The sequence below is a fragment of the Sulfitobacter sp. R18_1 genome (assembly GCF_017743915.1).
GTDB classification, from domain to species: Bacteria; Pseudomonadota; Alphaproteobacteria; order Rhodobacterales; family Rhodobacteraceae; genus Sulfitobacter; species Sulfitobacter faviae.
On sequence record NZ_JAGHRG010000010.1, the window covers coordinates 133,615 to 158,880 of the forward strand.

General features: G+C 62.2%; 28 protein-coding genes. 19 read left to right on the forward strand and 9 right to left on the reverse strand.

Going from position 1 to position 25,266, the window contains the following annotated elements:
* The first annotated feature begins 37 nt into the window (after positions 1-37).
* Positions 38-1,534 carry a catalase gene (locus J7392_RS18645; protein ID WP_209218870.1) on the forward strand — a complete coding sequence of 499 codons (1,497 nt, stop codon included), beginning with the start codon at positions 38-40 and terminating at the stop codon, positions 1,532-1,534.
* A gap of 55 nt (positions 1,535-1,589) precedes the next feature.
* Here the strand turns inward: J7392_RS18645 and J7392_RS18650 are convergent, their stop codons facing one another.
* Entirely contained in the window at positions 1,590-2,678 is a 1,089-nt protein-coding gene (locus tag J7392_RS18650) for a DUF6456 domain-containing protein (RefSeq protein WP_209218962.1), read from the reverse strand.
* Positions 2,679-2,957: 279 nt separating this feature from the next.
* Between J7392_RS18650 and J7392_RS18655 the strand changes: the two genes are divergently transcribed.
* On the forward strand, positions 2,958-3,254 hold the full coding sequence (locus J7392_RS18655; protein WP_209218871.1) for a DUF6477 family protein: 297 nt from the start codon (positions 2,958-2,960) through the stop codon (positions 3,252-3,254).
* Between the two features lie 35 nt (positions 3,255-3,289).
* On the opposite strand, the gene J7392_RS18660 is transcribed toward J7392_RS18655, so the two are convergent.
* Positions 3,290-4,828 (reverse strand): trimethylamine methyltransferase family protein, encoded by a 1,539-nt coding sequence (locus J7392_RS18660; protein ID WP_209218872.1) that lies wholly within the window; start codon positions 4,826-4,828, stop codon positions 3,290-3,292.
* A gap of 199 nt (positions 4,829-5,027) precedes the next feature.
* On the opposite strand from J7392_RS18660, the gene guaA reads away from it, so the two are divergent.
* The 10 genes from guaA (at position 5,028) to J7392_RS18710 (ending at position 14,342) form a co-directional block, all read left to right on the forward strand.
* Entirely contained in the window at positions 5,028-6,590 is a 1,563-nt protein-coding gene (gene guaA / locus J7392_RS18665) for a glutamine-hydrolyzing GMP synthase (RefSeq protein ID WP_067266859.1), read from the forward strand.
* Between the two features lies 1 nt (position 6,591).
* Positions 6,592-6,870: an antibiotic biosynthesis monooxygenase gene (locus tag J7392_RS18670; protein ID WP_209218873.1), complete on the forward strand. Its 279-nt coding sequence runs from the start codon at positions 6,592-6,594 to the stop codon at positions 6,868-6,870.
* On the forward strand, positions 6,867-7,736 hold the full coding sequence (locus J7392_RS18675; RefSeq protein WP_209218874.1) for a DMT family transporter: 870 nt from the start codon (positions 6,867-6,869) through the stop codon (positions 7,734-7,736). Before J7392_RS18670 ends, J7392_RS18675 begins: the two co-directional genes overlap by 4 nt.
* A gap of 121 nt (positions 7,737-7,857) precedes the next feature.
* Positions 7,858-8,958: an outer membrane protein transport protein gene (locus tag J7392_RS18680; protein ID WP_209218875.1), complete on the forward strand. Its 1,101-nt coding sequence runs from the start codon at positions 7,858-7,860 to the stop codon at positions 8,956-8,958.
* Positions 8,959-9,069: 111 nt separating this feature from the next.
* Positions 9,070-10,002, forward strand: coding sequence for a DMT family transporter (locus J7392_RS18685; RefSeq protein ID WP_209218876.1), 933 nt, complete (start codon positions 9,070-9,072; stop codon positions 10,000-10,002).
* Between the two features lie 12 nt (positions 10,003-10,014).
* Positions 10,015-10,875 carry an ATPase gene (locus J7392_RS18690; protein ID WP_209218877.1) on the forward strand — a complete coding sequence of 287 codons (861 nt, stop codon included), beginning with the start codon at positions 10,015-10,017 and terminating at the stop codon, positions 10,873-10,875.
* Between the two features lie 56 nt (positions 10,876-10,931).
* Complete coding sequence (gene metA / locus J7392_RS18695; protein ID WP_209218878.1) at positions 10,932-11,849, forward strand: homoserine O-succinyltransferase; 918 nt, start codon at positions 10,932-10,934, stop codon at positions 11,847-11,849.
* Positions 11,833-12,813: an alpha/beta hydrolase gene (locus tag J7392_RS18700; protein ID WP_209218879.1), complete on the forward strand. Its 981-nt coding sequence runs from the start codon at positions 11,833-11,835 to the stop codon at positions 12,811-12,813. Before metA ends, J7392_RS18700 begins: the two co-directional genes overlap by 17 nt.
* A gap of 49 nt (positions 12,814-12,862) precedes the next feature.
* On the forward strand, positions 12,863-13,732 hold the full coding sequence (ppk2, locus tag J7392_RS18705) for a polyphosphate kinase 2 (RefSeq protein ID WP_209218880.1): 870 nt from the start codon (positions 12,863-12,865) through the stop codon (positions 13,730-13,732).
* Positions 13,725-14,342, forward strand: a complete 618-nt coding sequence (locus tag J7392_RS18710) for a TetR/AcrR family transcriptional regulator (RefSeq protein ID WP_067266873.1) — start codon at positions 13,725-13,727, stop codon at positions 14,340-14,342. The genes ppk2 and J7392_RS18710 overlap by 8 nt, the downstream gene beginning before the upstream one ends.
* 12 nt (positions 14,343-14,354) lie before the next feature.
* On the opposite strand, the gene J7392_RS18715 is transcribed toward J7392_RS18710, so the two are convergent.
* Positions 14,355-15,350 carry an LLM class flavin-dependent oxidoreductase gene (locus J7392_RS18715; protein WP_209218881.1) on the reverse strand — a complete coding sequence of 332 codons (996 nt, stop codon included), beginning with the start codon at positions 15,348-15,350 and terminating at the stop codon, positions 14,355-14,357.
* A 238-nt stretch (positions 15,351-15,588) separates the two neighbouring features.
* On the opposite strand from J7392_RS18715, the gene J7392_RS18720 reads away from it, so the two are divergent.
* A complete protein-coding gene (locus tag J7392_RS18720; RefSeq protein WP_209218882.1) occupies positions 15,589-16,278 on the forward strand; it encodes a hypothetical protein in 690 nt (229 codons plus the stop codon).
* A 147-nt stretch (positions 16,279-16,425) separates the two neighbouring features.
* Here the strand turns inward: J7392_RS18720 and rpsI are convergent, their stop codons facing one another.
* The 3 genes from rpsI to J7392_RS18735 all read right to left on the reverse strand — a co-directional run bounded on the left by rpsI (position 16,426) and on the right by J7392_RS18735 (position 18,966).
* Positions 16,426-16,926 (reverse strand): 30S ribosomal protein S9, encoded by a 501-nt coding sequence (gene rpsI / locus J7392_RS18725; protein WP_067266905.1) that lies wholly within the window; start codon positions 16,924-16,926, stop codon positions 16,426-16,428.
* Between the two features lie 2 nt (positions 16,927-16,928).
* Positions 16,929-17,390, reverse strand: coding sequence for a 50S ribosomal protein L13 (rplM, locus tag J7392_RS18730; protein WP_067266879.1), 462 nt, complete (start codon positions 17,388-17,390; stop codon positions 16,929-16,931).
* A 160-nt stretch (positions 17,391-17,550) separates the two neighbouring features.
* The gene (locus tag J7392_RS18735) at positions 17,551-18,966 is read right to left on the reverse strand and encodes a PLP-dependent aminotransferase family protein (RefSeq protein ID WP_209218883.1); all 1,416 of its coding nucleotides are present in this window, start codon (positions 18,964-18,966) and stop codon (positions 17,551-17,553) included.
* Between the two features lie 110 nt (positions 18,967-19,076).
* On the opposite strand from J7392_RS18735, the gene J7392_RS18740 reads away from it, so the two are divergent.
* Positions 19,077-19,307: a DUF1127 domain-containing protein gene (locus J7392_RS18740; RefSeq protein ID WP_067266882.1), complete on the forward strand. Its 231-nt coding sequence runs from the start codon at positions 19,077-19,079 to the stop codon at positions 19,305-19,307.
* A gap of 254 nt (positions 19,308-19,561) precedes the next feature.
* Here J7392_RS18740 and J7392_RS18745 read toward each other — a convergent pair whose 3' ends face one another.
* A complete protein-coding gene (locus J7392_RS18745; protein WP_209218884.1) occupies positions 19,562-19,990 on the reverse strand; it encodes a PaaI family thioesterase in 429 nt (142 codons plus the stop codon).
* A 58-nt stretch (positions 19,991-20,048) separates the two neighbouring features.
* Between J7392_RS18745 and J7392_RS18750 the strand changes: the two genes are divergently transcribed.
* The 4 genes from J7392_RS18750 to gluQRS all read left to right on the forward strand — a co-directional run bounded on the left by J7392_RS18750 (position 20,049) and on the right by gluQRS (position 23,947).
* Complete coding sequence (locus J7392_RS18750) at positions 20,049-20,834, forward strand: enoyl-CoA hydratase (RefSeq protein WP_209218885.1); 786 nt, start codon at positions 20,049-20,051, stop codon at positions 20,832-20,834.
* Between the two features lie 249 nt (positions 20,835-21,083).
* Positions 21,084-22,424, forward strand: a complete 1,341-nt coding sequence (trmFO, locus tag J7392_RS18755; protein WP_209218886.1) for a methylenetetrahydrofolate--tRNA-(uracil(54)-C(5))-methyltransferase (FADH(2)-oxidizing) TrmFO — start codon at positions 21,084-21,086, stop codon at positions 22,422-22,424.
* A gap of 54 nt (positions 22,425-22,478) precedes the next feature.
* Positions 22,479-23,093 carry a class I SAM-dependent methyltransferase gene (locus J7392_RS18760; RefSeq protein WP_209218887.1) on the forward strand — a complete coding sequence of 205 codons (615 nt, stop codon included), beginning with the start codon at positions 22,479-22,481 and terminating at the stop codon, positions 23,091-23,093.
* The gene (gluQRS, locus tag J7392_RS18765; protein ID WP_209218888.1) at positions 23,090-23,947 is read left to right on the forward strand and encodes a tRNA glutamyl-Q(34) synthetase GluQRS; all 858 of its coding nucleotides are present in this window, start codon (positions 23,090-23,092) and stop codon (positions 23,945-23,947) included. The genes J7392_RS18760 and gluQRS overlap by 4 nt, the downstream gene beginning before the upstream one ends.
* A gap of 9 nt (positions 23,948-23,956) precedes the next feature.
* Here the strand turns inward: gluQRS and hisI are convergent, their stop codons facing one another.
* Positions 23,957-24,316 (reverse strand): phosphoribosyl-AMP cyclohydrolase, encoded by a 360-nt coding sequence (hisI, locus tag J7392_RS18770; protein ID WP_209218889.1) that lies wholly within the window; start codon positions 24,314-24,316, stop codon positions 23,957-23,959.
* A 75-nt stretch (positions 24,317-24,391) separates the two neighbouring features.
* Between hisI and J7392_RS18775 the strand changes: the two genes are divergently transcribed.
* Positions 24,392-24,853 carry an iron-sulfur cluster assembly scaffold protein gene (locus tag J7392_RS18775; RefSeq protein WP_209218890.1) on the forward strand — a complete coding sequence of 154 codons (462 nt, stop codon included), beginning with the start codon at positions 24,392-24,394 and terminating at the stop codon, positions 24,851-24,853.
* A gap of 192 nt (positions 24,854-25,045) precedes the next feature.
* On the opposite strand, the gene J7392_RS24370 is transcribed toward J7392_RS18775, so the two are convergent.
* Positions 25,046-25,174 carry a hypothetical protein gene (locus J7392_RS24370; protein ID WP_269451604.1) on the reverse strand — a complete coding sequence of 43 codons (129 nt, stop codon included), beginning with the start codon at positions 25,172-25,174 and terminating at the stop codon, positions 25,046-25,048.
* Positions 25,175-25,266 lie beyond the last annotated feature (92 nt).

A 25,266-nucleotide genomic window follows, 5' to 3' on the forward strand; every position in this document is an offset into this window, starting at 1 on the left:
ATCTTGCTGTCAGACAGTAACCGAGGGGATCCCCAAAATGAGCAAGCGTCTCACCACCACCGCCGGCGCACCGATGCCGACAAACGACACCAGCAAGACCGCGGGCGCCCGTGGCCCGGTGCTGCTGGACGACTACCAATTGATCGAGAAGCTCGCTCATCAGAACCGCGAGCGTATCCCTGAGCGTGCCGTTCACGCCAAGGGCTGGGGCGCCGAGGGCACCTTCACCGTCACCCATGACATCAGCCAATATAGCTGTGCTGCGATCTTCTCCGAAGTGGGCAAGACCTGCGAAATCATCTCGCGCTGGTCCACCGTGGCGGGCGAGCTTGGCGCCGCCGACAGTGAGCGTGACGTGCGCGGCTTCTCGGTGAAATTCTACACCGAAGAGGGCAACTGGGACGTTGTGGGCAACAACACCCCGATCTTCTTTGTCCGCGATGCCTATAAATTCCCGGACTTCATCCGCACCCAGAAACGCCACCCGCGCACCAACCTGCGCTCGCCCGAGGCGATGTTCGACTTCTGGGCGGCGCAGCCCGAATGTGTGCACCAGGTCACCATTCTGATGTCCGATCGCGGCATTCCGGTGAACCCGATGCATATGCACGGCTACGGCAGCCACACCTATTCGATGTGGAATGCCAAGGGCGAGCGTCACTGGGTGAAGTTCCATTTCCGCTGCCAGCAGGAAATCCGCAACCGCACCAATGAAGACGCGGAAAAGCTGATCGGCTCCACCCGTGAGAACTTCCAAGAGGATCTCTTTAACGCGATCGAAGGCGGCGACTACCCAAAATGGGAGCTGAACATCCAAGTCATGCCCGAGGAAGAGGCCGAGACCTGCGGCTTCAACCCCTTTGACCTGACCAAGGTTTGGCCGCATGCGGATTACCCGCTGATCCCCGTCGGCATGCTGGAGTTCAACCGCAACCCCGACAACTACTTCCAGAGCATTGAGAACGCTGCCTATTCGCCGTCGAACAAAATCCCCGGCATCGGCTTCTCGCCCGATAAGATGTTGCAGGCGCGGGTGTTCTCCTATGCGGATGCGCACCGCTACCGTCTTGGTACGCATTACGAGGCCCTGCCCGTGAACGCGCCCAAGGCCGCGCCCATGCATCACTACCACAAGGACGGCGCGATGCGGTTCTTCCCGCAGCAGACCGGCCACCCGGATGCCTATTACGAGCCGAACCAATACGAAGGCTCGGCCCGTCCCGATCCATCGGTGCAAGAACCACCGCTGCGCATCTCGGGCGATGCGGACCGCTATGTGCAGGAAGAGGCGGATGCCGATTACGTCCAGCCGCGCAAGCTCTATACCGAGGTGTTCGATCAGGCGCAGCGTGACCGTCTGCACGAAAACATGGCCGGTGCCATGGCGCCCTGTTCGCAATCGGTGAAAGAGCGCTGGTATGCGGTGCTTGAGAAAGTGCACCCCGACTATGCCGCCGGTGTGCGTGCCGCTTGCGAGAAAGACGAAGTCGCGATCTCGGTCACAGACGAGACGCCGGTAAAGGTCGCAGACTAAACAACCGGGGCGGCCGGGTTCTCATCCTGCCGCCCCTTCTTTACCCGACCAGCATTTACCCGATCAGGGGGCCGCCCGGCCCCACGGTTTCATCGTAATGCCGTTTCAGCCGCATGAGTGCGATCCGAAGCACGATCTTGCCCGACCGCGCTGACCAGCCGAGCCGTTTCTCGGTGGTTTCCAACCCTTCCAGATAGCAGCAACAGCGCAGCACCACGTCCGACAGGCCGGGGCCGAGGTCGGCCATGGCATCGGCAACCCTCTTACGCGCCTCCGCCGCGGCCATGGCGCCTGCCCCATCTCGCCCGCCGCTAGGCTTAGCGCCGGGGGTCAGGAAGTGATCCCAATTCTGCGTAACCTCACCGCCCATCTGCGCCAGTTCGAAATCTTCGCGCAGCCTTTCGCCCGCATGGACCAGCCCCTCGTTCAGAAAGAGCGCGCCGGATTTGTCGCGCCGCCGGGCGAGGGTCGAAAGCGGGCTTTCAGACAAGCAATAGCGGCCTCGACGCGGGGCCGTATCCGCATCCACGCCCACCTCTGCCGCGGGCGCGTCGGGCCCGCCCAGAAAGGCGGTCTGATCTTCGGCAAAGCCATCAGCAGCCGCGCCCTGCTCTTCAAGCATGCGCCGCAGCGCCGCGCGCCCCGCGCTGGTGATATGATAGCGTGTCACCCGGCCCGTGCTGCCCGGTGCGATCCAATCTTTCAACGCCATCGCCTGCGCCACGGCGCTGTCCACCACGGCAGTGCGTGCGCCGGGGCCGGTGTCCGTCTCACGCAAGACGACGGCCTTTTCCATTCCCACGGCCACGGCAAGGATCGCGCCTGCCTCATGCAGGCGCCGCAGGACGCGCAGCGCCTCGGCGGCGAAAGTGTCTTCGTCAAGAAGGGGGGCGGCGGGTTTGGTCATTGTCGCTGTCTTTCCTGCTGGGGGGCCAGCAGTACAATCCAAGGCGCGCCGCACCGCCCCGAGCCTGCGCAGGGCGGCATCCACCAGCGGATCGTCGCGCCGTGTCTCGATACGGCGAATTTGGCGCATGATGGTCGAGGCATGACAGCCAGCTTGGCGTGCCAAGGCCCGGATCGGGGCGCCGGTCTCCGTATGTGCGAGGTAATGCAGGGCTCCGTGCGGCACCCATCCCGGCAGGACGGACTGTTGAATTTGGTGATGCGCCTTCAATTGACTGCCACTTCCATTTTGGCGGGTCCCCAAGCTGGGTGAGTTATCCCCAGAGTTATTCACAACCTATGGATGTTTTGGTTACCCGTTCGTTAAAATCGTCGCATTTGGCAATGATTGTTTCCAAAAGGTAAACGCCATCGAAAGGCGCCGTGCGCCGGGAACCCGCAACACGCAACACCCGGAAAGGTTGTGCAACACTTCGCCAATCCGGGGTGATTCACCCCTCAGAAATCGGAGAGTGTGATGCAAGATTTACTGACCATGTTGCAAAGACTTCACCGCCCGCGCCTGCTGATGCGGGCCGCCCGCATCGGGGCCGAGGACTACCGCCGCGGCACCCATTTGCCACGGATACTGGGCTTTGGCATATTGCCACGCCACGGCACCGCGCTGATCAAACTGATCGAGATCGAGGCCGCGTTGGACACCCAGCGCAAGACGGCGGATGCAAGCTATAGCCTGATCCGCCATGTAGATGTTCTTATTGCCATGGTCGGCGAGGCGCGGTTCTTAAGGGCCGCGATGATGCCCAGCGCCTGAATTGAGATGCGGGGGATCGCCCCCGCCGCAAAGCTTTAGCTAAAGCTATCGGGTTCCGCCGCCTTGCGGGTCGCGACAAAGGCATCGAGCGCTTCGCGAATGGCTGGATCCAGCGCAGGCTGCTGATAGTCGGCCAGCATCTTTTCGACCCGCGCGGTGGCAAGGCTCTGCGTGTCGCGCGCGCCCTCGTCCGACCATGTCTCGAAGGGTTTGTAGTCCAACAGATCCGACTTCCAAAAGGCATCGCGGAAATTGCTCTGCGTATGGGCGCAGCCGAGGTAATGCCCCCCCGGCCCCACTTCGCGGATCGCGTCCATGGCCTGCGCGTTCTCGTCGATCTCTACCCCGCGGGCGAGGTGATGCAGCGTGCCCAGTTGATCGGCATCCATGACGAACTTCTCGAAAGAAGACACAAGCCCCCCTTCCAGCCAGCCACAGGCGTGCAGCATGAAGTTCACCCCCGAAAGCAGCCCCATGTTCAGGCTGTTCGAGGTCTCATAGGCCGCCTGCGCGTCGGGCAGTTTCGAGCCGGTGAAAGACCCGGCGCTGCGATACGGCAGGTTAAGCCGGCGGGCCAGTTGCCCAGCGCCATAGGTGATATGCGCAGCCTCGGGCGTGCCGAATGTGGGCGCGCCGCTGTTCATGTCGATGGAGGTGACGAAAGCTCCCATGATCACCGGCGCCCCGGGGCGGACCAACTGGCTATAGGCGATGCCCGCCAGCGTCTCAGCCAAGACCTGTGTCAGCGTGCCCGCCACACTCACCGGCGCCATCGCCCCCCCGACGATGAAGGGTGAGATGATGCAGGCTTGATTGTTCTCGGCATAGACCTTGAGCGCCCCCATCATCACATCGTCGAAGGTCATCGGCGAGTTGATGTTGATGAGCGAGGTCATCACCGTGTTTTCCTGCACGAAGTCCTTGCCGAAGAGGATACCGCACATGTCGACGGAATCCTGCGCGCGGCTGGGTTCGGTCACCGATCCCATGAAGGGTTTGTCGCTCAGCGTCATATGGGCACGCAGCATATCAAGGTGACGTTTGTTCACCGGGATATCTGTCGGCTCGCATACCGTCCCCCCCGAGTGATGCAGCCATTTGGACATATAGCCCAGCTTCACGAACTTCTCGAAATCCGCCATCGTGGCATAGCGCCGCCCCCCTGCGGCATCGCGCACGAAGGGCGGGCCATAGACGGGGGCGAGGACAAGGTTCCTCCCCCCGATCACCACATCCCGATCCCGGTTGCGTGCCACTTGGGTGATCGTCGAAGGCGCGGTGGAGCAGAGCTTGCGTGCCAGCCCCCGTGGGATACGCACCCGCTCCCCCTGAACATCGGCCCCGGCCTCACGCCAGAGCGCCAATGCCTCGGGATTGTCGGGGAAGTTCACGCCGATCTCTTCCAGCACCGCGTCGGCGTTCTGTTCGATGATTTCCAGCGCCTCTTCGGTCAGCACTTCGAAGTTCGGGATATTCCGTTCGATATAGCGCGCTGTCTCGAAAGAGACGGCTGTGCGTGCCGCGCGTCTTGCCGCACCACCACCGCCGCGTGCCCGTCGTGCTGATTCCGCCATTGCTCTATCCTTCCCGCAAGTCTTGGCCCGTCACTACCCCATTCCCGGCAGGGGCTTCGCGCGGATAACGCCCCCTAGCGGCAAAAAGCGACATCGCGTGCCGTCCCCACGCCACTTGCGCGAATTAAACGCGGGCGGCACCGGTCTTCGGCTTGCTAGAGACTTGCCAGAGCGCGCGCACGGGCCTAATCACAGCCCCATGACAGATATCACCCATGACCGCCTTCTCATCATCGACTTCGGCAGCCAGGTCACGCAGCTTATCGCGCGTCGCCTGCGGGAGCTGAATGTCTTTTGCGAAATCCACCCGTTCAACACGGTGGACGAAGCCTTCCTCAAGGAATTCGCGCCTAAGGCGGTGATCCTGTCGGGTGGCCCGTCCTCGGTGTTTGCCGAAGGCGCGCCGCGTCCGCCGCAGGCCGTTTTCGAACTGGGCGTGCCGATCCTTGGCATCTGCTATGGCCAGCAGGTCATGATGCATTGCCTTGGCGGCCATGTGGAGCGCGGCCATGGCACCGCTGAATTCGGCCGGGCCTTTGTCACCCCCACGGGCCAACAGCTTGATCTGCTCGAAGGCTGGTTCGCCACCGACCGCGAACAGGTTTGGATGAGCCACGGTGACCACGTCAGCAAGATCGCTCCGGGGTTCGAGGTCTATGGCACCTCCCCCAACGCGCCTTTCGCCATCACCGCGGATGTGGAGCGTCACTTCTATGCGGTGCAGTTCCACCCTGAGGTGCACCATACCCCCAACGGCCCGCGCCTTTATGAGAACTTCGTGCGTCTAGCGGGCTTCAAGGGCGACTGGACCATGAGCGCCTATCGTGAAGAAGCCATTGCCGCGATCCGCGAGCAGGTCGGCGACCAAAAGGTGATCTGCGGCCTTTCGGGTGGGGTCGACAGCTCCGTCGCCGCGGTGTTGATCCATGAGGCCATCGGCGACCAGCTGACTTGCGTCTTCGTCGACCACGGTCTGCTGCGCAAGGGGGAGGCCGAAGAGGTCGTCACCATGTTCCGCGACCATTACAACATGCCGCTGATCCACGCCGACGAGCAGGAGCTGTTCTTGGGCGAGCTGGACGGCGTCAGCGACCCCGAGACCAAGCGAAAGATCATCGGGAAGCTCTTCATCGACGTGTTCCAGAAACACGCCAAGGAAGTGGGCGATGCGACCTTCCTTGCCCAAGGCACGCTCTACCCGGACGTGATCGAGAGCGTCTCCTTCTCCGGCGGCCCCTCGGTCACCATCAAGAGCCACCACAACGTCGGGGGCCTGCCTGAAAAGATGGGCCTGAAACTGGTCGAGCCGCTGCGCGAGCTCTTCAAAGACGAAGTACGCGAGCTTGGCCGCGAGTTGGGCCTGCCGCCCTCCTTCATTGGCCGCCATCCCTTCCCCGGGCCGGGTCTTGCGATCCGCTGCCCCGGTGAGATCACCCGCGAGAAGCTCGACATCCTGCGCGAAGCCGATGCGGTCTATATCGACCAGATCCGCCGCCATGGGCTTTATGACGATATCTGGCAGGCCTTCGTGGCGATCCTGCCGGTGCGCACCGTGGGCGTGATGGGCGATGGCCGCACCTATGACTTCGCTTGCGCCCTGCGCGCGGTGACCTCGGTCGATGGGATGACGGCGGATTACTACCCCTTCTCGCATGATTTCCTTGGTGAGACCGCCACACGGATCATCAATGAGGTGCCGGGCATCAACCGCGTGACCTATGACATCACCTCGAAACCTCCGGGCACCATCGAGTGGGAATAAAATGCGGGTGGCCCTAACCGGCCACCTTCGCTGCGCCACCCGGGCCGAGGCGGACCGGGTGTGCGCAGGACTTGACGCGCATCAGCGTCTCACCTGGGCCGAGCCGGGCTGCCTTGGCTTCGACGTGACACCGACCGACGATCCCCTTGTCTGGCAGGTCGCGGAGCTCTTTACCGACCGCGCGGCCTTTGAAGCGCATCAGGCCCGTGCCGCAGCATCGGACTGGGCGCGGCTCACCGCCGGAATCGCCCGCGACTATCAGATCACAGAAACCACATGAGCCCCACTTTTCGCGCCGCACTCTGGATGATCGGCTCCATCGGGTCATTCTCCACCATGGCCGTGGCGGGGCGCGAACTCTCGGCGCGGTTCGACACTTTCGAGGTGATGCTTTACCGCAGCGTGATTGGCGTGATCATCGTCCTGTCGCTCGCCGGAGCCACGGGCGCGTGGCGGCAGATCAACACCCGCAACTTCGGCCTGCAACTGCTGCGCAACCTCGCGCATTTCACCGGGCAGAACCTATGGTTCCTCGCCGTGTCGCTGATCCCGCTGGCGCAGGTTTTCGCGCTGGAGTTCACTTCACCGCTTTGGGTCATCGTCCTGTCGATCTTTCTGCTGGGCGAACGGTTGACCGCCACGCGGGCGCTGGCCGCCGTCATGGGGTTTATCGGCATTCTGATCGTCGCACGGCCTGATATTGGCAACCTCAACACCGGCATTCTGGCGGCGGCGGGCTGTGCGGTCTTCTTTGCGCTGACCAATGTGCTGACCAAGCGGCTGACGCGCACCCAAGGGATCACCACGATCCTATTCTACCTCACAACGCTGCAATTGATATTTGGCCTGATCTCGGCGGGCTACGACGGCGATATCGCCGGACCTACTGTTGAGACGATGCCATTTCTGCTGCTCGTCGGCGCCTGTGGGTTGCTCGCGCATTACTGCCTGACCAACGCGCTGAGCCTCGCCCCCGCGACCGTGGTGGTGCCGATTGATTTCGTCCGCCTTCCGGCGATCGCGGTCGTCGGGATGCTCCTCTATGCCGAAGCGCTCGATGTCTGGGTCTTCGTCGGGGCCGCGATCATTTTTGCGGGCAATTACCTCAACATCTGGTTTGAGACCCGCAAAGCACACCCCAAGTAATGTTTGCCCAGATTTCAACCTGACCCAAGGTCAGTGATTGACGCAAACGGCAGCTATCCGCTTAGATCGTTTCTAACCTGTGCCGGGGAGGAACCGCACAGAAGTCTTGGGAGGAAAGCAAATGAAAACCTATTTCTTGGCAATTCCGGCACTGTTGGCATCTACGGCACTCGTTCACGCTGGCGGTATCGATCGGTCGGGTCAATCCATCAACGCCCTATTTGAAAGCGGCCGCTATGCGGAGTTCAGCTTTGGGCATATCGATCCATCCACCAGCGGGACGTCGACAATGGCAGTGCCGCCGCCATCGCTGTCGAATGTCAGCTCCGGCGATATGACCTCCAGCTATCTCCAGTTTGGCGCAGCCTATAAGGCCGACATCAACGACAAGCTGTCCTATGCGATCATCTATGATCAGCCGTTCGGCGCGGATGTCGATTACCCCACGCCCACCGGCTACTATGCACAAGGTGCCCAAGCGGATCTGGAAAGCCACGCGATAACCGGCCTGTTGCGTTATCGCATGAACGAGAACTTCAGCGTTCACGGCGGTCTGCGCGTCCAGACCATCGAAGCGGTCGCAGCTGTGCCCTTCGTCGCCGGCTATACGGTGAACGGCGAGCGTGACACCGGCGTCGGCTATGTTGCGGGTGTCGCCTATGAGCGCCCCGACATCGCCATGCGTGTCGCGCTGACCTATAGCTCCAGCATCGACCACGAGGTCGACACGACCGAGTTCGGCGCCATCATGAGCACGACCGAAATCGAAACCCCGCAGTCGGTGAACCTTGATTTCCAGACCGGCATCGCCGCCGACACGCTGCTCTTCGGTGGCGTCCGCTGGGTCGATTGGTCGTCCTTCGACATCACCCCCGCCCAATACCAAGGCGCGACGGGTGGCTCGCTCGTCAGCTACGATGACGACGTTTTCACCTACTCGCTCGGCGTCGGCCGCCGTCTGAACGACAACTGGTCGGTCTCGGCCTCCGTCGGCTATGAGAAGTCCAACGGCGGGTTCGCCTCCAACCTCGGGCCGACCGATGGCAACAAGAGCCTTGCACTGGCTGCCGTCTATACCCGCGATAACATGAAAATCACCACCGGCGTGCGCTACGTCAACATCGGTGATGCAGAGACAACTTTGAACGGTGCGAATGCATCGGGCGAGTTCGAAGACAACGATGCTCTGGCCTTTGGTGTGAAAGTGGGCTTCACCTTCTAATCCACACCAGACCCGTCGAGATTACGCCGCCCGAGACCCTCGGGCGGCGTTTTTTATGCATGCGCATCTTTCGGGTCGTGCCGATCAACGGAACGGCCTAAACCCGAGGTCATGATCACACAAAAAACCATTCCCCCGCGTGCTTGGATCGAAATGGGCTTTCTCGCTCTGCTTTGGGGCGCGTCCTTTGTGGCCGTGCGGGTGGCACTGGATGAGATCGGGCCGCTGACCTCGGTCGCGCATCGGGTGTTCTGGGCGATGTTGGTGCTTTGGGCCGCCGTCGCCACCATGCGCCTGCCACTGCCGCGCGACCCGCGCATCTGGGCGGCCTTCCTGCTGATGGGACTTTTGAACAATGTGATCCCCTTTTCGCTGATGGCATGGGGGCAGCTGCACATCCCCTCGGGGCTGACCTCGATCCTCAATGCCGCCACCGCGATCTTTGGCGTGCTGGCCGCCGCCATCTTTCTGGCGGATGAGCGGATCACCCCGCGCAAGGCGATTGGCGTCTGCCTCGGCTTCGCGGGCGTCAGCACCGCCATCGGTCTGGAAAATCTCACGAATTTCGACCTCGGCAGCCTTGCCCAGCTGGCGGTTCTGGGCGGGGCAATGTCCTATGCCATGGCCGGGGTCTGCGCGCGCAAACTGCTGCCGGGCCAGCCGCCGCAACTGGCCGCTGCCGGGATGCTCACCGGCGCCACGCTGGTCATGTTGCCGCTGGCATGGGTGGCGGAAGGGCCACTGACCCTGAACCTCGCCCCCGCCACCCTCGTCGCCATCGCCTATTACGCACTGGCCGCGACGGCGCTGGCCTATCTGCTCTATTACCGCGTGCTCGGCATGGCGGGCAGCAGCAACCTGATGTTGGTGACACTGCTGGTCGCCCCCGTGGCGATCCTGCTGGGCGCATGGCTGCGCGATGAGACCCTGCGCCCCGCTGCCTATGGCGGTTTCGCCCTTCTGGCACTCGGGCTTCTGGTGCTCGATGGCCGCATCTGGCGTCTGGTGAAACACTGGGGTAGTCAGGGGAAACAAAGCACTTAACCTTGGTGATACATGCTCTACCCCACGGCTGACGATTGGCGCGCGGCGCCGCGGCGCAAAGTTCTGATCTTCGGCATGTCGGGCTTGGGCAAGACCCATCTCTCCAGCCTGCTGCGCGCCAGCGGGGATTGGTTTCACTACTCAATCGACTACCGCATCGGCACCCGCTACTTGGGCGAACTCATCGCCGACAATGCCAAGGCCGAGGCGATGAAAGTGCCCTTCCTGCGCGATCTGCTGCTGAGCGATAGCATCTACATCGGCTCGAACATCACCTTCGACAACCTGTCGCCCGTAGCCACATGGCTGGGCAAACCGGGCGACCCTTCGCGCGGCGGGCTGCCGATGGAGGAATACGCCAAACGGCAAGAGGCTTTCCGCCGGGCCGAGATCAACGCCCTGCAAGACACCGCCTATTTCGCCACCCGCGCCGAGGCGCTCTATGGCTATCCGCATTTCATCTGCGACACCGGAGGCTCGATCTGCGAATGGGTCGACCCCGAAGACCCGAACGACCCGCTCCTGCGGCAATTGTCCGAGGAATGTCTGCTGGTCTGGATCAAGGGCGACGAGGCCCATACCGAGGAACTTATCCGCCGCTTTGACAAAGCGCCAAAGCCGATGGCCTATCAGCCCGAATTCCTCGCCCGGGCATGGGCCGATTATCTGGCGGAAAAAAACATCACCGAGGACGCGGTGAACCCCGACGATTTCATCCGCTGGACCTATGCCGCCGCCCTGTCGCACCGCCAACCCCGCTATGAGGCGATGTCCAAATGGGGCGTCACTATCACCCCTGCTGACATCGACGCGCTGAAAGCTCCCGAAGACTTTACCGACCTCATTGCCCGCCACCTGCCCGCGGGCGGTTGAACCCGCCCCGCCCAAGATTATCTGACTGCACTGGCCACCCCTGAAAGACCTGTCTCATGCCCATCAAGATCCCCTCCCGCCTGCCTGCCTTCGACGTTCTGCGCAACGAAGGGGTCATGGTGCTGGACGAGGAACTGGCCTCGCGGCAAGACATCCGGCCGCTGCGCATCGCGCTGCTGAACCTGATGCCCAAGAAAATCCAGACCGAGAACCAGTTCGCCCGTCTGATCGGCGCGACACCCCTACAAATTGAGCTAAGCCTCATCCGCATGTCAGACCACCAAGCCCGCAACACGGCAGCGGAACATATGGAAAGCTTCTACCGCCCCTTCGAGGAGATGAAGGCCGAAAAATTCGACGGGCTGATCATCACTGGCGCCCCGATTGAGCATCTTGAGTTTAACGAAGTGACCTATTGGGACGAGTTGGGCGAGGTGATGGAATGGACCCAGACCAACATCCACTCCACCTTTGGCGTCTGCTGGGGCGGCATGGCGATGATCAACCATTTCCATGGGGTTAAGAAACACATCCTGCCCGAGAAAGCCTTCGGCTGTTTCCGCCATCGCAACCTTGCGCCCGCCTCGCCCTATCTGCGCGGGTTTTCCGATGATTGCACCGTGCCCGTCTCTCGCTGGACCGAGATGCGCCAAGACGAAGTGAACAGGCACGCGGGCCTCACCACGCTACTGGGTAGCGATGAAGTCGGCCCCTGCCTGATCGAAGACCCCGCGCACCGCGCGCTCTATGTCTTCAACCATTTCGAATACGACCGCGACACGCTCAAGCAAGAGTATGACCGCGATGTCGCGAATGGCGTGCCGATCAACGTGCCCTGCAACTACTACCCCGAGGATGACCCCGCACGCACGCCGGTGAACCGCTGGCGCAGCCATGCGCATCTGCTTTATGGCAATTGGATCAACGAGATATACCAAACCACCCCCTTCGATATGAATGAGATCGGCCATTAAACTGCTGCTTGCCCTCCTCCTCGGGCTGGCGCTGCTCACCGCGCTCGTCCAATGGCGCGCCGCGCGGCATGAGGCGCGGGCCGAAGCCAGCCATCCGCCCGAGGGGGAGATCATCACGGTGGACGGCCTGCCGGTCCATGCCAAGATCATCGGCGACGGGCCAGATCTGGTGTTGATCCATGGGGCCAGCGGCAACCTGCGCGATTTCACTTTGGGCTTCGCTGAGCGGCTGAGCGACCGCTACCGCGTCATCATGTTCGACCGTCCCGGCATGGGCTATACCGCCCGCCTGCCCGGCGCGCGCGGGCCTTGGAACCCGCGCGGCGAGTCGCCACAGGAACAGGCCGCACTCTTGCAGAAAGCGGCGGATCAACTGGGCGTCGAAAACCCCATCGTGCTGGGCCATTCCTTTGGCGGGGCCGTGGCGCTGGCATGGGGGCTGCAACGCCCCGATGAGACCGCAGCACTGGTGCTGGTCTCTGCCGTGTCGGAACCTTGGCCCGGCGGTCTGGGCTGGCTCTATAACGTCAGCGCCTCACGGCTTGGCGGGGCGCTCTTTATCCCCGCAGTCACCGCCTTTGTCCCCGACAGCGTGGTGCAAAGCAGCATCGCGGCGATCTTTGCCCCACAGCAAGCGCCCGAAGGCTATGCCGATCACATCGGCACGGGCCTGACCCTGCGCCGCAGCGCCAGCCGCGCCAATGCGCAACAGGTCCATCAGCTTCGCCCCCATGTGGTTGAAATGGCGGCGCAATATGACCGCCTGACCATGCCTGTCGAGATCATCCACGGCGATGCCGATACCATTGTCCCCATGCATATCCACGCCGAGGAGCTGATCCAAGACATCCCCAACGGCGCCCTGAACCGCCTGCCCAGCATGGGCCATATGCCCCATCACGCCGACCCGCAGGCCGTGGTCGATGCCATCGACCGCGCCGCCGCCCGTGCCGGTTTGCGTTAATCGCCTTAACATCCCATATTGAAACAAGAACAACCCGCAAGGAGCGCCCATGGACCTGCCCTTTGACGGCGCAATCAGCGCCTTTTACGAAAACGACGCCCCCGAGGACATCCGCCAAGCGATCCAGCGGGCCGACAAGGACGATATCCTGTCGCCCAGCTATCCGCATGACGAACGTCTGTCGCGCAAGACTTATGAGCGCGACTATGATCGTTTGCAGATCGAAATGGTCAAACTGCAATCTTGGGTGCGCGAAACCGGGCAGCGCGTGGTCATGGTTTTTGAGGGCCGCGACGCCGCTGGCAAAGGCGGCACGATCCGCCGCATGCGCGAAAACCTGAGCCCGCGGTCTGCGCGGGTGGTGGCCCTGTCGAAACCCACTGAGACGGAACAGGGTGAGTGGTATTTCCAACGCTATATCAAACACTTGCCCACGGCGGGAGAGATGGTCTTCTATGACCGCTCTTGGTACAATCGCGGGGTGGTGGAAAAGGTTTTTGACTTCTGCACCCCCGAACAACGCGCGCATTTCTTTGAACAGGTCACCCCGTTCGAGCAGATGCTCGTCGAAGACGGCATTCACCTGATCAAATTCTGGCTTAACGTGGGCCGGGCCGAGCAGTTGCGCCGCATGTTGTCGCGCGAGTCCGATCCGTTGAAACAGTGGAAACTCAGCCCCATCGACGTTAAAGGTCTCGCGAAATGGGAGGAGTATTCCGCCGCCATCGCCGAGACGCTGATGCGCAGCCATACGGATGAAACCCCGTGGACGGTGATCCGCTCTGACGACAAACGCCGCGCCCGTCTGGCGGCCATGCGCCATCTGCTGCACCGTTTCGACTATCCTCAGAAAGACGCCAAGGCGATCGGCAAGATCGACGATGAGATCTGCGGCGGGCCGGACATCTGGGATGCCTAAGCGCGGCTACCACCACGGCAACCTGCGCCAAGCGCTGATCGACGCAGCGCTTGAGTTGATCGAGCAGCGCGGCCCCACGGGTTTCACCCTTTCCGAGGCCGCCAAACGCGCGGGCGTTACCCCGGCGGCGGTCTATCGCCATTTTGAAGGCCGCGAAGATCTCATCGCCGAGGCCGCGCATCAAGGCTATGATATCTTTGCCGATTTGATGGAATTCGCCTATCAATCCGGCCAGCCCTCGGCACTCAAAGCCTTTGAGGCGACGGGCCGCGCCTATCTTGCCTTTGCCCGCAAACATCCCGGCCATTATATCGCGATGTTCGAATCCGGCATCTCGGTCAACCGTACGCCGGAACTGGCCCATGCCGCCAACCGCGCCAATGCGGTGCTGGAACGCGCGGCGACCGACCTCAGCCAGCATATTCCGGCGGACAAACGCCCGCCAGCTTCGATGTTCTCAGCCCATATCTGGGCGATGAGCCACGGGGTGGTTGAGCTTTTTGCCCGTAACTCGCCCGGGCGCGCCTCACCCTTCCCGCCCGATGACCTGCTGGAAACCGGGATCGGGATTTATCTGCGGGGCTTGGGGCTGGTCAGCCCTGACGAGTGACGGCGGCGGCCCTTAGGCCGCCACTTTCATGTCCTGCAAGACAACCGCCGCAATCTCGAACGAGCGCAGGCGCGCTGAGTGGTCGTGAATCTGCCCGGTCAAGATCAACTCATCGGGTCGGTGCTGCGCGATCAGCGTTTCCAACTGGCGTTTCACCGTCTCAGGGCTGCCCACGGCAGAGATGCGCAACGCATGGTCGACCCCTTGGCGTAGGCCCGCGCCGATCTCGGCATCAATGTCGCGCACCGGGGCCGGCAGCTTGCCGGGGCGGCCAGTACGCAGACGGGCGAAAGCCTGCTGCATGGTGGTCCGCAGATAGGCGCCCTCCTCATCCGTGTCAGCGGCAAAGACGTTCACCGCCAGCATGAAACGCGGTTCGGGGCAGGCTTCGGATGGTTTGAAATCCCGACGATAGATCGCCGTGGCCTCTTCCAAGGCGTCCGGCGCGAAATGCGAGGCAAAGGCATAGGGCAGCCCGAAATGCGCCGCCAATTGTGCGCCATAGAGCGATGAGCCGAGGATCCAGATCGGCACATGCGTCCCCTCTCCCGGATGGGCGCGGACCGGCGCGCGGGGATCGGGCGCGCCTAGATAGGCCATCAACTCGGCCACGTCATCGGGGAATTGATCGCCCGCGCTCATGCCGCGGCGCATGGCGCGCATCACCGCCTGATCCCCGCCCGGCGCGCGGCCCAGCCCCAGATCGATCCGGTCGCCATGAATCGCCGCCAGCGTGCCGAACTGTTCGGCAATGGCCAAGGGCGCATGGTTGGGCAGCATCACCCCACCCGCGCCGACGCGAATCTCTTTCGTGTGGTCTGCTACATGCCCCAGCAGAACCGAGGTCGCCGCCGAGGCGATGCCGGGCATGTTGTGATGCTCCGCCATCCAAAACCGGTGATAGCCCTTGGCTTCGGCCAGTTGTGCCAGAGCGACGGAATTGGCGATGGCGGTGGTGGTGTCCGACCCTTCGGGCACGGGCGCAAGATCAAGAACTGAATACTGCATGACTGTCTCCTGTGTTGGGGCTGATATAGGCAGGCACAGCCCCGCCCGGAACCACGTCGTCCCAGAAAAACCAACGACTTGGGCGAAATTTCCGTCGATCACAATGTTATGTTTTAACGCATGCCAGATATGCGCAATCGAGCCTTGCCGCCCCCCGGTGAGCGCCCTATCCGAGGGGCCTACACAACCTGACCTCGCCAGTCGCAGACAAGCTATGGTCCAAAACTAGGCAAATGCCATGAATATCAAACATCTTATCGGGTTCGGCCTCACCGCCGGGCTGCTCTCCTCTGCTGCCTATGCGCAGGAAAACGTCACCACCGGTTTCGACCCGGTCATCGAAGACCGCAGCATGACTTCCATGGTTGGCTGGACCGCCGGCGTCTCTGCCGCGACGCGGTTCAACACGTCGGATGATTTCGATCACCTCGAAAACGAAGTCGAAGGTTTTGTCGAGCTGACCTACGGCGGCTTCCACACCGGGCTGAGCGCGACATCGCTTTACCAAGACCCCAGCGATGACGTCGAATTCGAAGCGAACCTCGGCTACGGCGCGGACTTCGGTCAGGGCCTGAGCTGGGATCTGACCTATGGCTACATCTGGCTGAACGATTCCAAAGACCACAGCGAAGAGATCACCGCGACGCTGGGCTTCCCCATCGGGCGTGACGTCTCGGGCGCATTCGCCGTGATCATCGACCCCGACAATGGCGAAAGCGATCAGGAAGTCGCGTTTGAAGCGCCCCTGTCCGAGCGTTGGACCGCCGTTGGCCTCATCGGCAACAGCGACCGCGACGACAACATCTATGCCGAAGCCGGTGCCGTTTATGACTTCGGTGATGGCGTCACCTTCGAAGCGCTTTACGAAGACACCAACGATGGCGACGGCGTGCTGGGCTTCACCGTGAGCTACGAAATCGGCGGCTAAGCCGTCTCGGGATCAGAAGCGATCCGACCCTAAGGCCGCTGCGGGAGACCGCGGCGGCCTTTTCCATGTGCCGCGGCCAACCCTGCTCACCCCAACGAAAAAGGGCCACCCCGGAGGGCAGCCCTTTCGCAAACTTGATCGGTAAGCTTAACGCTTGGAGAACTGGAAGCTCCGGCGCGCTTTGGCCTTACCGTATTTCTTCCGCTCGACGACGCGGCTGTCGCGGGTCAGGAAGCCTGCCGCTTTCAGCGCACCGCGCAGGGAGGGATCGTAGAGTTGCAGGGCTTTGGAGATGCCGTGCTTGACCGCGCCCGCTTGACCGGACAGACCGCCGCCTTTGACAGTCGCGATCACGTCGAACTGACCTTCGGTGTTGGTGATGCCGAAAGGCTGCGCGAGGATCAGCTGCTGCACGGGGCGCGCGAAGTATTCGTTCTGCGGCTTGCCGTTCACGATGACCTTGCCGGAACCGGGCTTGATCCAAACGCGGGCGACCGCGTCTTTACGTTTGCCGGTGGCATAGGCGCGGCCCAGTTCGTCACGAACCGGCTCACGGGGGGTCACTTCGGTCTCGGTGCCCTGCACGCCGCCGATGTTGTCGGTCACGGCTGCTTCCAGACCGTCGAGGGATTTGATTTCGTCAGCCATGCTCATGCACTCCGCGTGTTTTTCTTGTTCAGGGATTTGACATCCAGAACTTCGGGGCTCTGCGCCTCATGGGGGTGTTCGCTACCTGCATAGACGCGCAGGTTGGTCATGATCTGGCGGCTCAGGCGGTTGCCGGGCAGCATGCGCTTGACCGCTTGGGTCACAACACGCTCAGGATGCGCGCCTTCGAGGATCTGTGCCTTGGTGCGCGATTTGATGCCACCGGGGTGACCGGTGTGCCAGTAGAAGTGCTCTTCGCGCTTCTTGCCGGTCATCTGCACCTTGTCGGCGTTGATGACGATCACGTTGTCGCCGCAATCCATATGCGGCGTGAAGGACGGCTTGTGCTTGCCGCGCAGGCGCATGGCAACGATCGAGGCGAGACGGCCCAGCACGACGCCTTCGGCGTCGATGATGATCCATTTCTTGTCGATATCTGCCGGTGTCGCAGAAAAGGTTTTCATGGATGAATTCCCGTTTAAGGTTGGTCGGAACGAGGAATCCCCGCCCGGTGTCTGATGGAGGGGTTATAACCACCTGCATCGCCGGGTCAAGCGCAGCAATCACGGATTACGTAAGCAAAATCAGCTATTTATGATTTAGGTATAATAATACCCCATATTTCTACACGCTGATCTGCTCTGGCGGATTGTCCAAGAGACAGCGCAGCCGCTGCATCGCCGCCTCAAAAGAGCGCAGAGAGACATGGGCATTCACCGCGATGCGCACCGCATGGGGCGCGCGGCCATCGCGCAGGGCGAATTCATCGGCAGATCGGATCTGCACGCCCTGCGCCTCTGCCGCGCGGCAAAACCCCGCTGCGCGCCAACCCGGCGGCAAGTGCAGCCATAAGAAAGGCACGTCACGCGACCATTGCAATTCATGCCCGCCCAGATGGTTGACCGCGACCTCTACATATTCCGCCAGCCTCTCGCGGATATCTGTGCAAATGCCCTTTAGCCGCGGATCGGTGAGCAGAATCCGCGTCGCCTCGGCCAAAGGGCGGGCAAGGCCGAAGTACCCGTATTCCGCCACCCGCCGCAGGTCCGCCGACCGCCCCGCCGGCGCCAGCGCAAAGCCGACACGCAGCGCGGGCGTCAACTCTTTCGAGATCGAAGAGACATGCCAGACATGCTCCGGCCAGAGCGAGCGATAGCTCGGCGCGCGGGCAGAGCCCATGCGGTAGCAATCATCCTCCAAAATCTCCAACCCGTGCCGTTTGGCGACTTCCAGCAGCGCGCGGCGCCGTTCAAGACTGGTGTGACTGCCCGTTGGATTGTGCACTTCAGGTGTGGTGCAAAAGACCTGCGCTCCGCTGTCGCGCGCGGCTTTGTCCAACGCCTCGGGCAACACGCCGTCTTTGTCCATCGCCACCCCGACCACTTCGGCGCGCAGCACCTCCGCTGCCCGGCGAAACCCGGCGTAGGAGAGGTCTTCGACCAGCATCACCGGCTTTGGCCCCGAAAGGATCGCTTGCAGTACCAATACAATTCCACTCTGCCCGCCATGCGACAGCACGACGTCACGCTCGCTCAGCGGCCCGAGCGCGAGATGCGACAGCCAGTCGACCACCGCTTGCCGCACCGGGGCATAGGCGTCGCGGGTGGGATAGTTCATCAGATCTTCGCCCGGCACATCCGCCACCTGCCGCAGGGCGCTGCGGATCAGCGCCACCTGCCCCATGTCCGGCAGGCGCGGGCTGAAGAGGCTGACCGCATCCGTATCGGCAACCTCCAACTCCTTGATCCAACTATCTTGTTCGCGATTCCAAACATCCTCGCGGATGGCCGCCTGCGGCGGGGCGACAAAGGTGCCACGGCCCACCTCGGCCTCCAACAGACCCTCATCCGTGAGGATGGTATAGGCCCGCGCCACGGTGCCGGGGGTAATCCCCAATTGCCACGCCAGTTCCCGCACCGGCGGCAGCTTATCCCCCACCGCCAGAGCGCCGGAGTCGATCCCCTGCCGGATGGTCAGCGCGACGAGCTTGTACTTCGGCCCCTGCCCCTCGGCCAATGTCGGCTGCCAAATTGTACCCATTACAATATTCCTGTGGTCAAATTGTATCGCGCTTTGTACCTTTGTACCTGTAGGTATTCTGCACTTTGTGTCAATACAATTTCGCCAATACAAATTCAAGGAGTTCCCCCATGACACAGGCACGCCCCCTTACCGCTGATGCAATGACATTGATGACATACCGCGCCCTGCCGGTCCCTGCGGTGATTGCGCTGCGCTTTGCGGCGGTCGTGACCACATGGGCGGCCCGCCGACGCACCCGGATCGCGCTTGCCGCGCTTGAACCGTGGGAGCTTGAAGATGCGGGACTGACACCGGAACAAGCCTCGGCCGAGGCTTCCCGCGTGTTCTGGCAGGCGTAGCTTCCCTGTGGCGACTGCCGGACCTCTTCCTCGGGCCGGGTTTTCCCGGCCCTTTTTTGTGGCCTCTGAGAATTCCTCGGCCCGGAATCAAGCCGCAGGCGCCGGGCCATCGCCTGCCCGTCCCGGCGGGCTGGCGATTTGGTGAGGCTGGACGCATCTGCGAGAAGGCGCATCACGGCTGCGCCATAAAGTGGCATGGACCGGCGTCGCAATCGCCACCCCACGGTCAGGCGCTGACCCTAAACCCTGCCCCCTCACCCCATCGACGCAGGCGGAATCGCATAGGTCAGCCCGGCCCGCGCCACGGGCTTGTCCGACCCTTCGGAATAGATCAACACATCCGTCACCGACAGCTGCCGCCCCAGCTTCAGCAGCTTGGCATGGGCCACCAGCGGCACATCCGCCAGCGGTTTACGCATAAAATCAATCGAGCAATTCGTCGTCACCGCAAGCGCCTTGGGCCCGATCATCGCCAGCGTCACCAGATAAGCCGAGACATCCGCCAGCGCGAACATCGACGGGCCTGAAACAGTCCCTCCGGGCCGCAGATGGCGGCGGCTGGTCAACAGGCGCATGGTGATCTCGTTCTCGGCCACATGATCCACGGCGAAATCATCCGCCACCTGATCGAACACCTCCCGCATGAAGGCCTCCAACGCCTCCGCATCCATCACCACGGCCATACTTGTCCTCCCTGCTGTCCTCGGCGTAACGTTGGCGTGATCAACCGGGGAGGGCAAGGTGGCAATTCTTGACGTTACGGCACGCGGGCCGGTGACCCACCTGCGCATGAACGCCCCCGAACGGCTGAACGCCCTGTCGGACGAAATGCTGGCCGCCCTGAACGAGCGCTTCGACCAATTGGCCCAAGACCGCGACACGCGGGTCATCGTCCTGTCCGGCGCTGGCAAAGCCTTCTGCGCGGGCCACGACCTGCGCCAGATGACCGCCATGCGCCAAGCCGAAGACGGGGGCGCGGCGGGCTTCAAAGACCTTTTCGACCGCTGCGCCGCCCTAATGGCCCGCATTCAAAGCCTGCCGCAGCCCGTCATCGCCCAAGTGCATGGCATCGCCACCGCAGCGGGCTGCCAATTGGTCGCCACCTGCGATCTGGCCATCGCCGCGGATGACTGCCGCTTTGGCGTCAACGGCGTGAACATCGGCCTCTTCTGCTCGACCCCAATGGTCGCCCTGACCCGCAACATCCCGCGCAAACAGGCGTTTGAGATGCTCACCACCGGAGAGTTCATCTCCGCCCACCGCGCTGCTGAACTTGGCCTGATCAACCGCGCCGTGCCGGGCGACCAGCTGGCCCAAGAGACCGAGGCGCTGGCCGAGAAGATCGCCGCCAAACTCGGCACCGCCGTCGCGCATGGCAAAGGCGCTTTCTACCAGCAAATGCAGATGCCCAGCGAACAGGCCTACGCCTTCACGGGCGAGGTCATGGTCCGCAACATGCTCGAGACGGAAACACGCGAGGGCATCGACGCCTTCTTGGAAAAACGCCGCCCCGATTGGTCCCAATGATTGTTTCCAAAACCGCCAGCCTTTGTTGCCACGCGGGGGCTGGCAAATCTGGCGAAATCACGGCATAGTTATGTTAGGGCATAGAAACCCTGATGATTTTGGGTCGCCGCAGGCGGAAGGTCCCTCCGGGTCAGCCTCTCACTGACCGACCATTCCCGCCGCGGCGCCCCCAAAACCATTCCCCTCCCGCAGCCTCATCGCGCCTTCTTGCCTGTTGCGTGCGGCGCTACCCTGCCCTACATCGCCCCCATGACAGATACATTGCACATCATCGGCGGCGGCATGGCCGGATCAGAGGCGGCTTGGCAAGCGGCGAACGCGGGCGTGAAGGTCGTGATCCACGAAATGCGCCCCAAGGTCGAAACCTTCGCCCACCAAACCGGGCTTCTGGGCGAGATGGTCTGCTCCAACTCCTTCCGCTCGGATGATGACGAACAGAACGCCGTCGGCCTGCTGCATTGGGAAATGCGTGCCGCCAACGGGCTGATCATGGCCTGCGCCGACAAGAACCGCCTGCCCGCAGGCGGCGCATTGGCGGTGGACCGCGACCCCTTCGCGCAGAGCGTCACCGACACGCTGCTCGCCCACCCCAATATCACCGTGGAATATGGCGAAATCACCGAACTGCCGCGCGAGGGCAAATGGATCATCGCCACCGGTCCGCTGACCTCGGGCAAGCTCGCCGAAGCCATCGCGGCTGAAACCGGCGCCGAGGCGCTAGCCTTTTTCGACGCCATCGCGCCCATCGTCTATTTCGACAGCATCGACATGTCCAAAGCTTGGATGCAGTCGCGCTATGACAAGGGCGAGACCGAAGAAGAGCGCACCGCCTACCTCAACTGCCCGATGGACAAGGAGCAGTACGAAGATTTTATCGACGCGCTTTTGGCCGCCGAAAAGACCGAGTTCCGCGAGGGCGAAACCGCGGGCTATTTCGACGGCTGCCTGCCCATCGAAGTGATGGCCGAACGGGGCCGCGAAACCCTGCGCCACGGCCCGATGAAACCCGTGGGGCTGACCAATCCGCACCAGCCCGAGGTCAAGGCCCATGCCGTGGTGCAATTGCGCCGCGACAATAAACTGGGCACGCTGTACAATATCGTCGGCTTCCAAACCAAGATGAAGTACGGCGCGCAAACAGATGTTTTCAAACGCATTCCGGGGCTGGAAAACGCGCGCTTCGCCCGTTTGGGCGGCATTCACCGGAACTCCTTCATCAACTCGCCGACACTGCTCGACGACCAGATGCGCCTGCGCAGCCGCCACAATATCCGCTTTGCGGGTCAGATCACCGGTGTCGAAGGCTATGTGGAAAGCGCCGCTATGGGCCTGCTGGCGGGCCGTATGGCCGCTGCTGAAATCAAGGGCGGCAGCCTGCCCACCCCGCCCGACAGCACCGCCATGGGCGCGCTGATCACCCATATCACCGGCGGGGCCGAGGCAAAGACCTTCCAGCCGATGAACGTGAACTTCGGCCTCTTCCCCCCGGTCGAAGGGCTGAAATCGGGCCGCCGTGGCCGCAAGGACCGCTACAAAGCCTATACCGACCGCGCCAAGGCCGATTGGCAAACATGGCTTAATCAAGGTTAACGCGGCGGGGGTTAACACTGGATCCTCCCGCCCATCCCCCATATCCTAGGGGGCATGACACAGCATTTTTTCGACAAGGCCTATGCGGCGCGGGACACGAATGTGATCCGCAGCCTCTATGACGAATGGGCAAGCAGCTATGACGAGGACATCAAGGCGCAGGGCTATGCCACGCCCGACCGCGCCGCTGCCACGCTCGCAGAATTTCTCAACAACAAAGAGCAGCCGATCTTCGACATCGGTTGCGGCACCGGGCTGTCCGGCGCGGCGCTGAAACAGGCGGGTTTCACCACCATCGACGGCGGTGATGTTTCCGCCGCCATGCTAGAGCAAGCGCGCAAAAAAGGCATATACCGCAACCTATTAGAACTCGAAGTTGACGCGCCACTTCCCTTTGCGCCCGGGGCTTATGCGGCGATCAGCGCCATCGGTGTGATCGGCCCCGGTGCAGCCCCGATCAGCCTCTTCGATACGCTGATGCATGGATTAGAAAAGGGCGGTAAGCTCCTATTTTCACTTAATGAAAAGGCTCTGGAAGATCGCGGTGCTTTGGGCATGATCCACGAATGGACCGATTGCGGCGCGGCGATCCTTCTCTTTGCCGAGGAAGGGCCGCACCTGCCCGGGATCGACATGAAGTCTACCGTATATCTGATTGAAAAGAATTGACTCTTACCACCAGATTCGCACCATCCCCGACCGGACCGCTGCACCTCGGCCACGCCTATTCCGCGCTTTTGGCCCATGATCTGGCAAAGACCGCAGGGGGCGATTTTCTGCTGCGCATCGAAGACATAGACCAATCCCGCGCGCGTCCGCATTGGGAGGCGCAGATCTACGAAGACCTCGCATGGCTGGGCATCGACTGGCCGCAACCCGTCATGCGGCAATCGGATCGAATGGCAGCCTATCAAGCCGCCCTAGATGCCCTCTGGTCGCGCGGCCTGCTCTATGCCTGCACCTGCAACCGCCGCGACATTGCCGCTGCCACCAGCGCGCCGCAAGAGGGAGCGGAACCCGTCTACGGCCCCGATGGCCTCATCTACCCCGGCACCTGCCGCGCAGCAGGCCACTCCAAAGGCTCCGGCGCACTGCGCCTCGATATGCGTAAGGCACTGGAAACCCTTAGCAATACCAAGCTAAGCTTCACCGAAAACGGCGAGGGGCCGAATGCCGAAACAGGAAAGATCACCCTCTCCTCCGATCAATTGATCGGCACGGTCGGGGATGTGGTCTTGGCCCGCCGCGACATGGGCACGTCCTATCACCTTTCCGTCGTGCTCGACGACGCCGCGCAGGGGGTGACGCTGGTCCCGCGCGGGGCCGATCTGTTTGAGGCAACCCATATTCATGTGGTGCTACAGGCATTGCTCGATCTGCCGACGCCGCTCTATCACCACCACCGTCTGATCCGCGATGACAGCGGCAAACGACTGGCCAAACGTGATGACGCCCGCGCCATCGCGCTCTATCGCGAGAACGGCGCCACCCCCGGCGAAATTCGTGATATCGTCGGGCTTTAGCGCGCGACCTTAATCCATCGGCTTCATCAGTTCGACTTCTTCACCGTCCTGAATGCCGGTGTAAAAGCAGCTCCGCCGCCCGGTGTGACAGGCCGGCCCAGTCTGATCCACCATCACCAACAGGCAATCCCGGTCACAATCGACGCGCATCTCGACCAGCTTTTGCACATTGCCGCTGGTTTCGCCCTTCACCCAGAACGCCTGCCGCGAACGGCTCCAATAGGTGACCTTGCCGGTCTCGAGGCTGCGCGCGATGCTCTCCGCATTCATCCACGCCAGCATGAGCACCTCATGGGTCTCGGCGTCCTGCGCAATGGCCGGGATCAACCCCGCTTCGTTGAACTGAAGGCTAGCAGGATCAAATGTCATCAGGCACCTCGTGGAAATATTTGCATCTGTCTCTGCGGCGCTTATGTAGGGTTTCAGCACGAAAAGGAACAGCCCATGTCGGATGAGACGGACCTCATCAAGCTCTACTCCGCGCGCATTCTCGCGCTCGCGGCCGAGATCCCCCACTTGGGCCGCATGGAGGCCCCGCAGGCCAGTGTGAAACGCCGCTCGCCGCTCTGCGGCTCCACCGTGACAGTCGATGTGCGGGTTGAGGATGGGCATCTGGCCGAGATAAAGCAGGACGTGAAAGCCTGCGCCTTGGGGCAAGCCGCCGCCGCCGTGGTGGGCGATGCCGCCCCCGGCAGATCGCTTGCGCAGATCGCAACCGCACGCGATCAACTGCGCGCCATGCTTAAGGGCGAAGGCCCGGTGCCGGATGCCCCTTTCGACGGTTTCGAAGTGCTAACCCCCGCCACGGCCTATAAAAACCGCCATGCCTCCATCATGCTCAGCATCGAAGCATTGACGGAAGCGATGCAAGAGGCGGAGGCACCTGCCGAAGCGGGCGAGCGCTGATCGCGGCACAACCTCAGCCCGCCTTCCCTCGTAAAAGCTAAAAAAACGCCGCACATCCTGCGAAGGATGGCGGCGTCAGTCGGCGTGCCTCATGTGGGACCCACTTTGCCGAAACCCGACGCGGACAGGCAAGTCGGAGCATCAAATTGGGACGGATGCAGCGGCAAAACGGCATGAGAGCCTTGGCAGAACTCAGATAAAGGCGGGCAGATGCAGACCCACCACCAGCATCACGATCAAAGCGGCGGCCCCTGCTGCATCTTGCAGCAACGTGGCCTGTGATCTGACGGCGATAGATTTCAGGGCAGTGTAAGTCATCATCAATACCTCCTTATCTGTGTTGCTTCTTTGTTCTCATTTCTTCACTCACAAGTAAAGAACTTTTCGAGAACATCCGCGAACATAATGAGGTT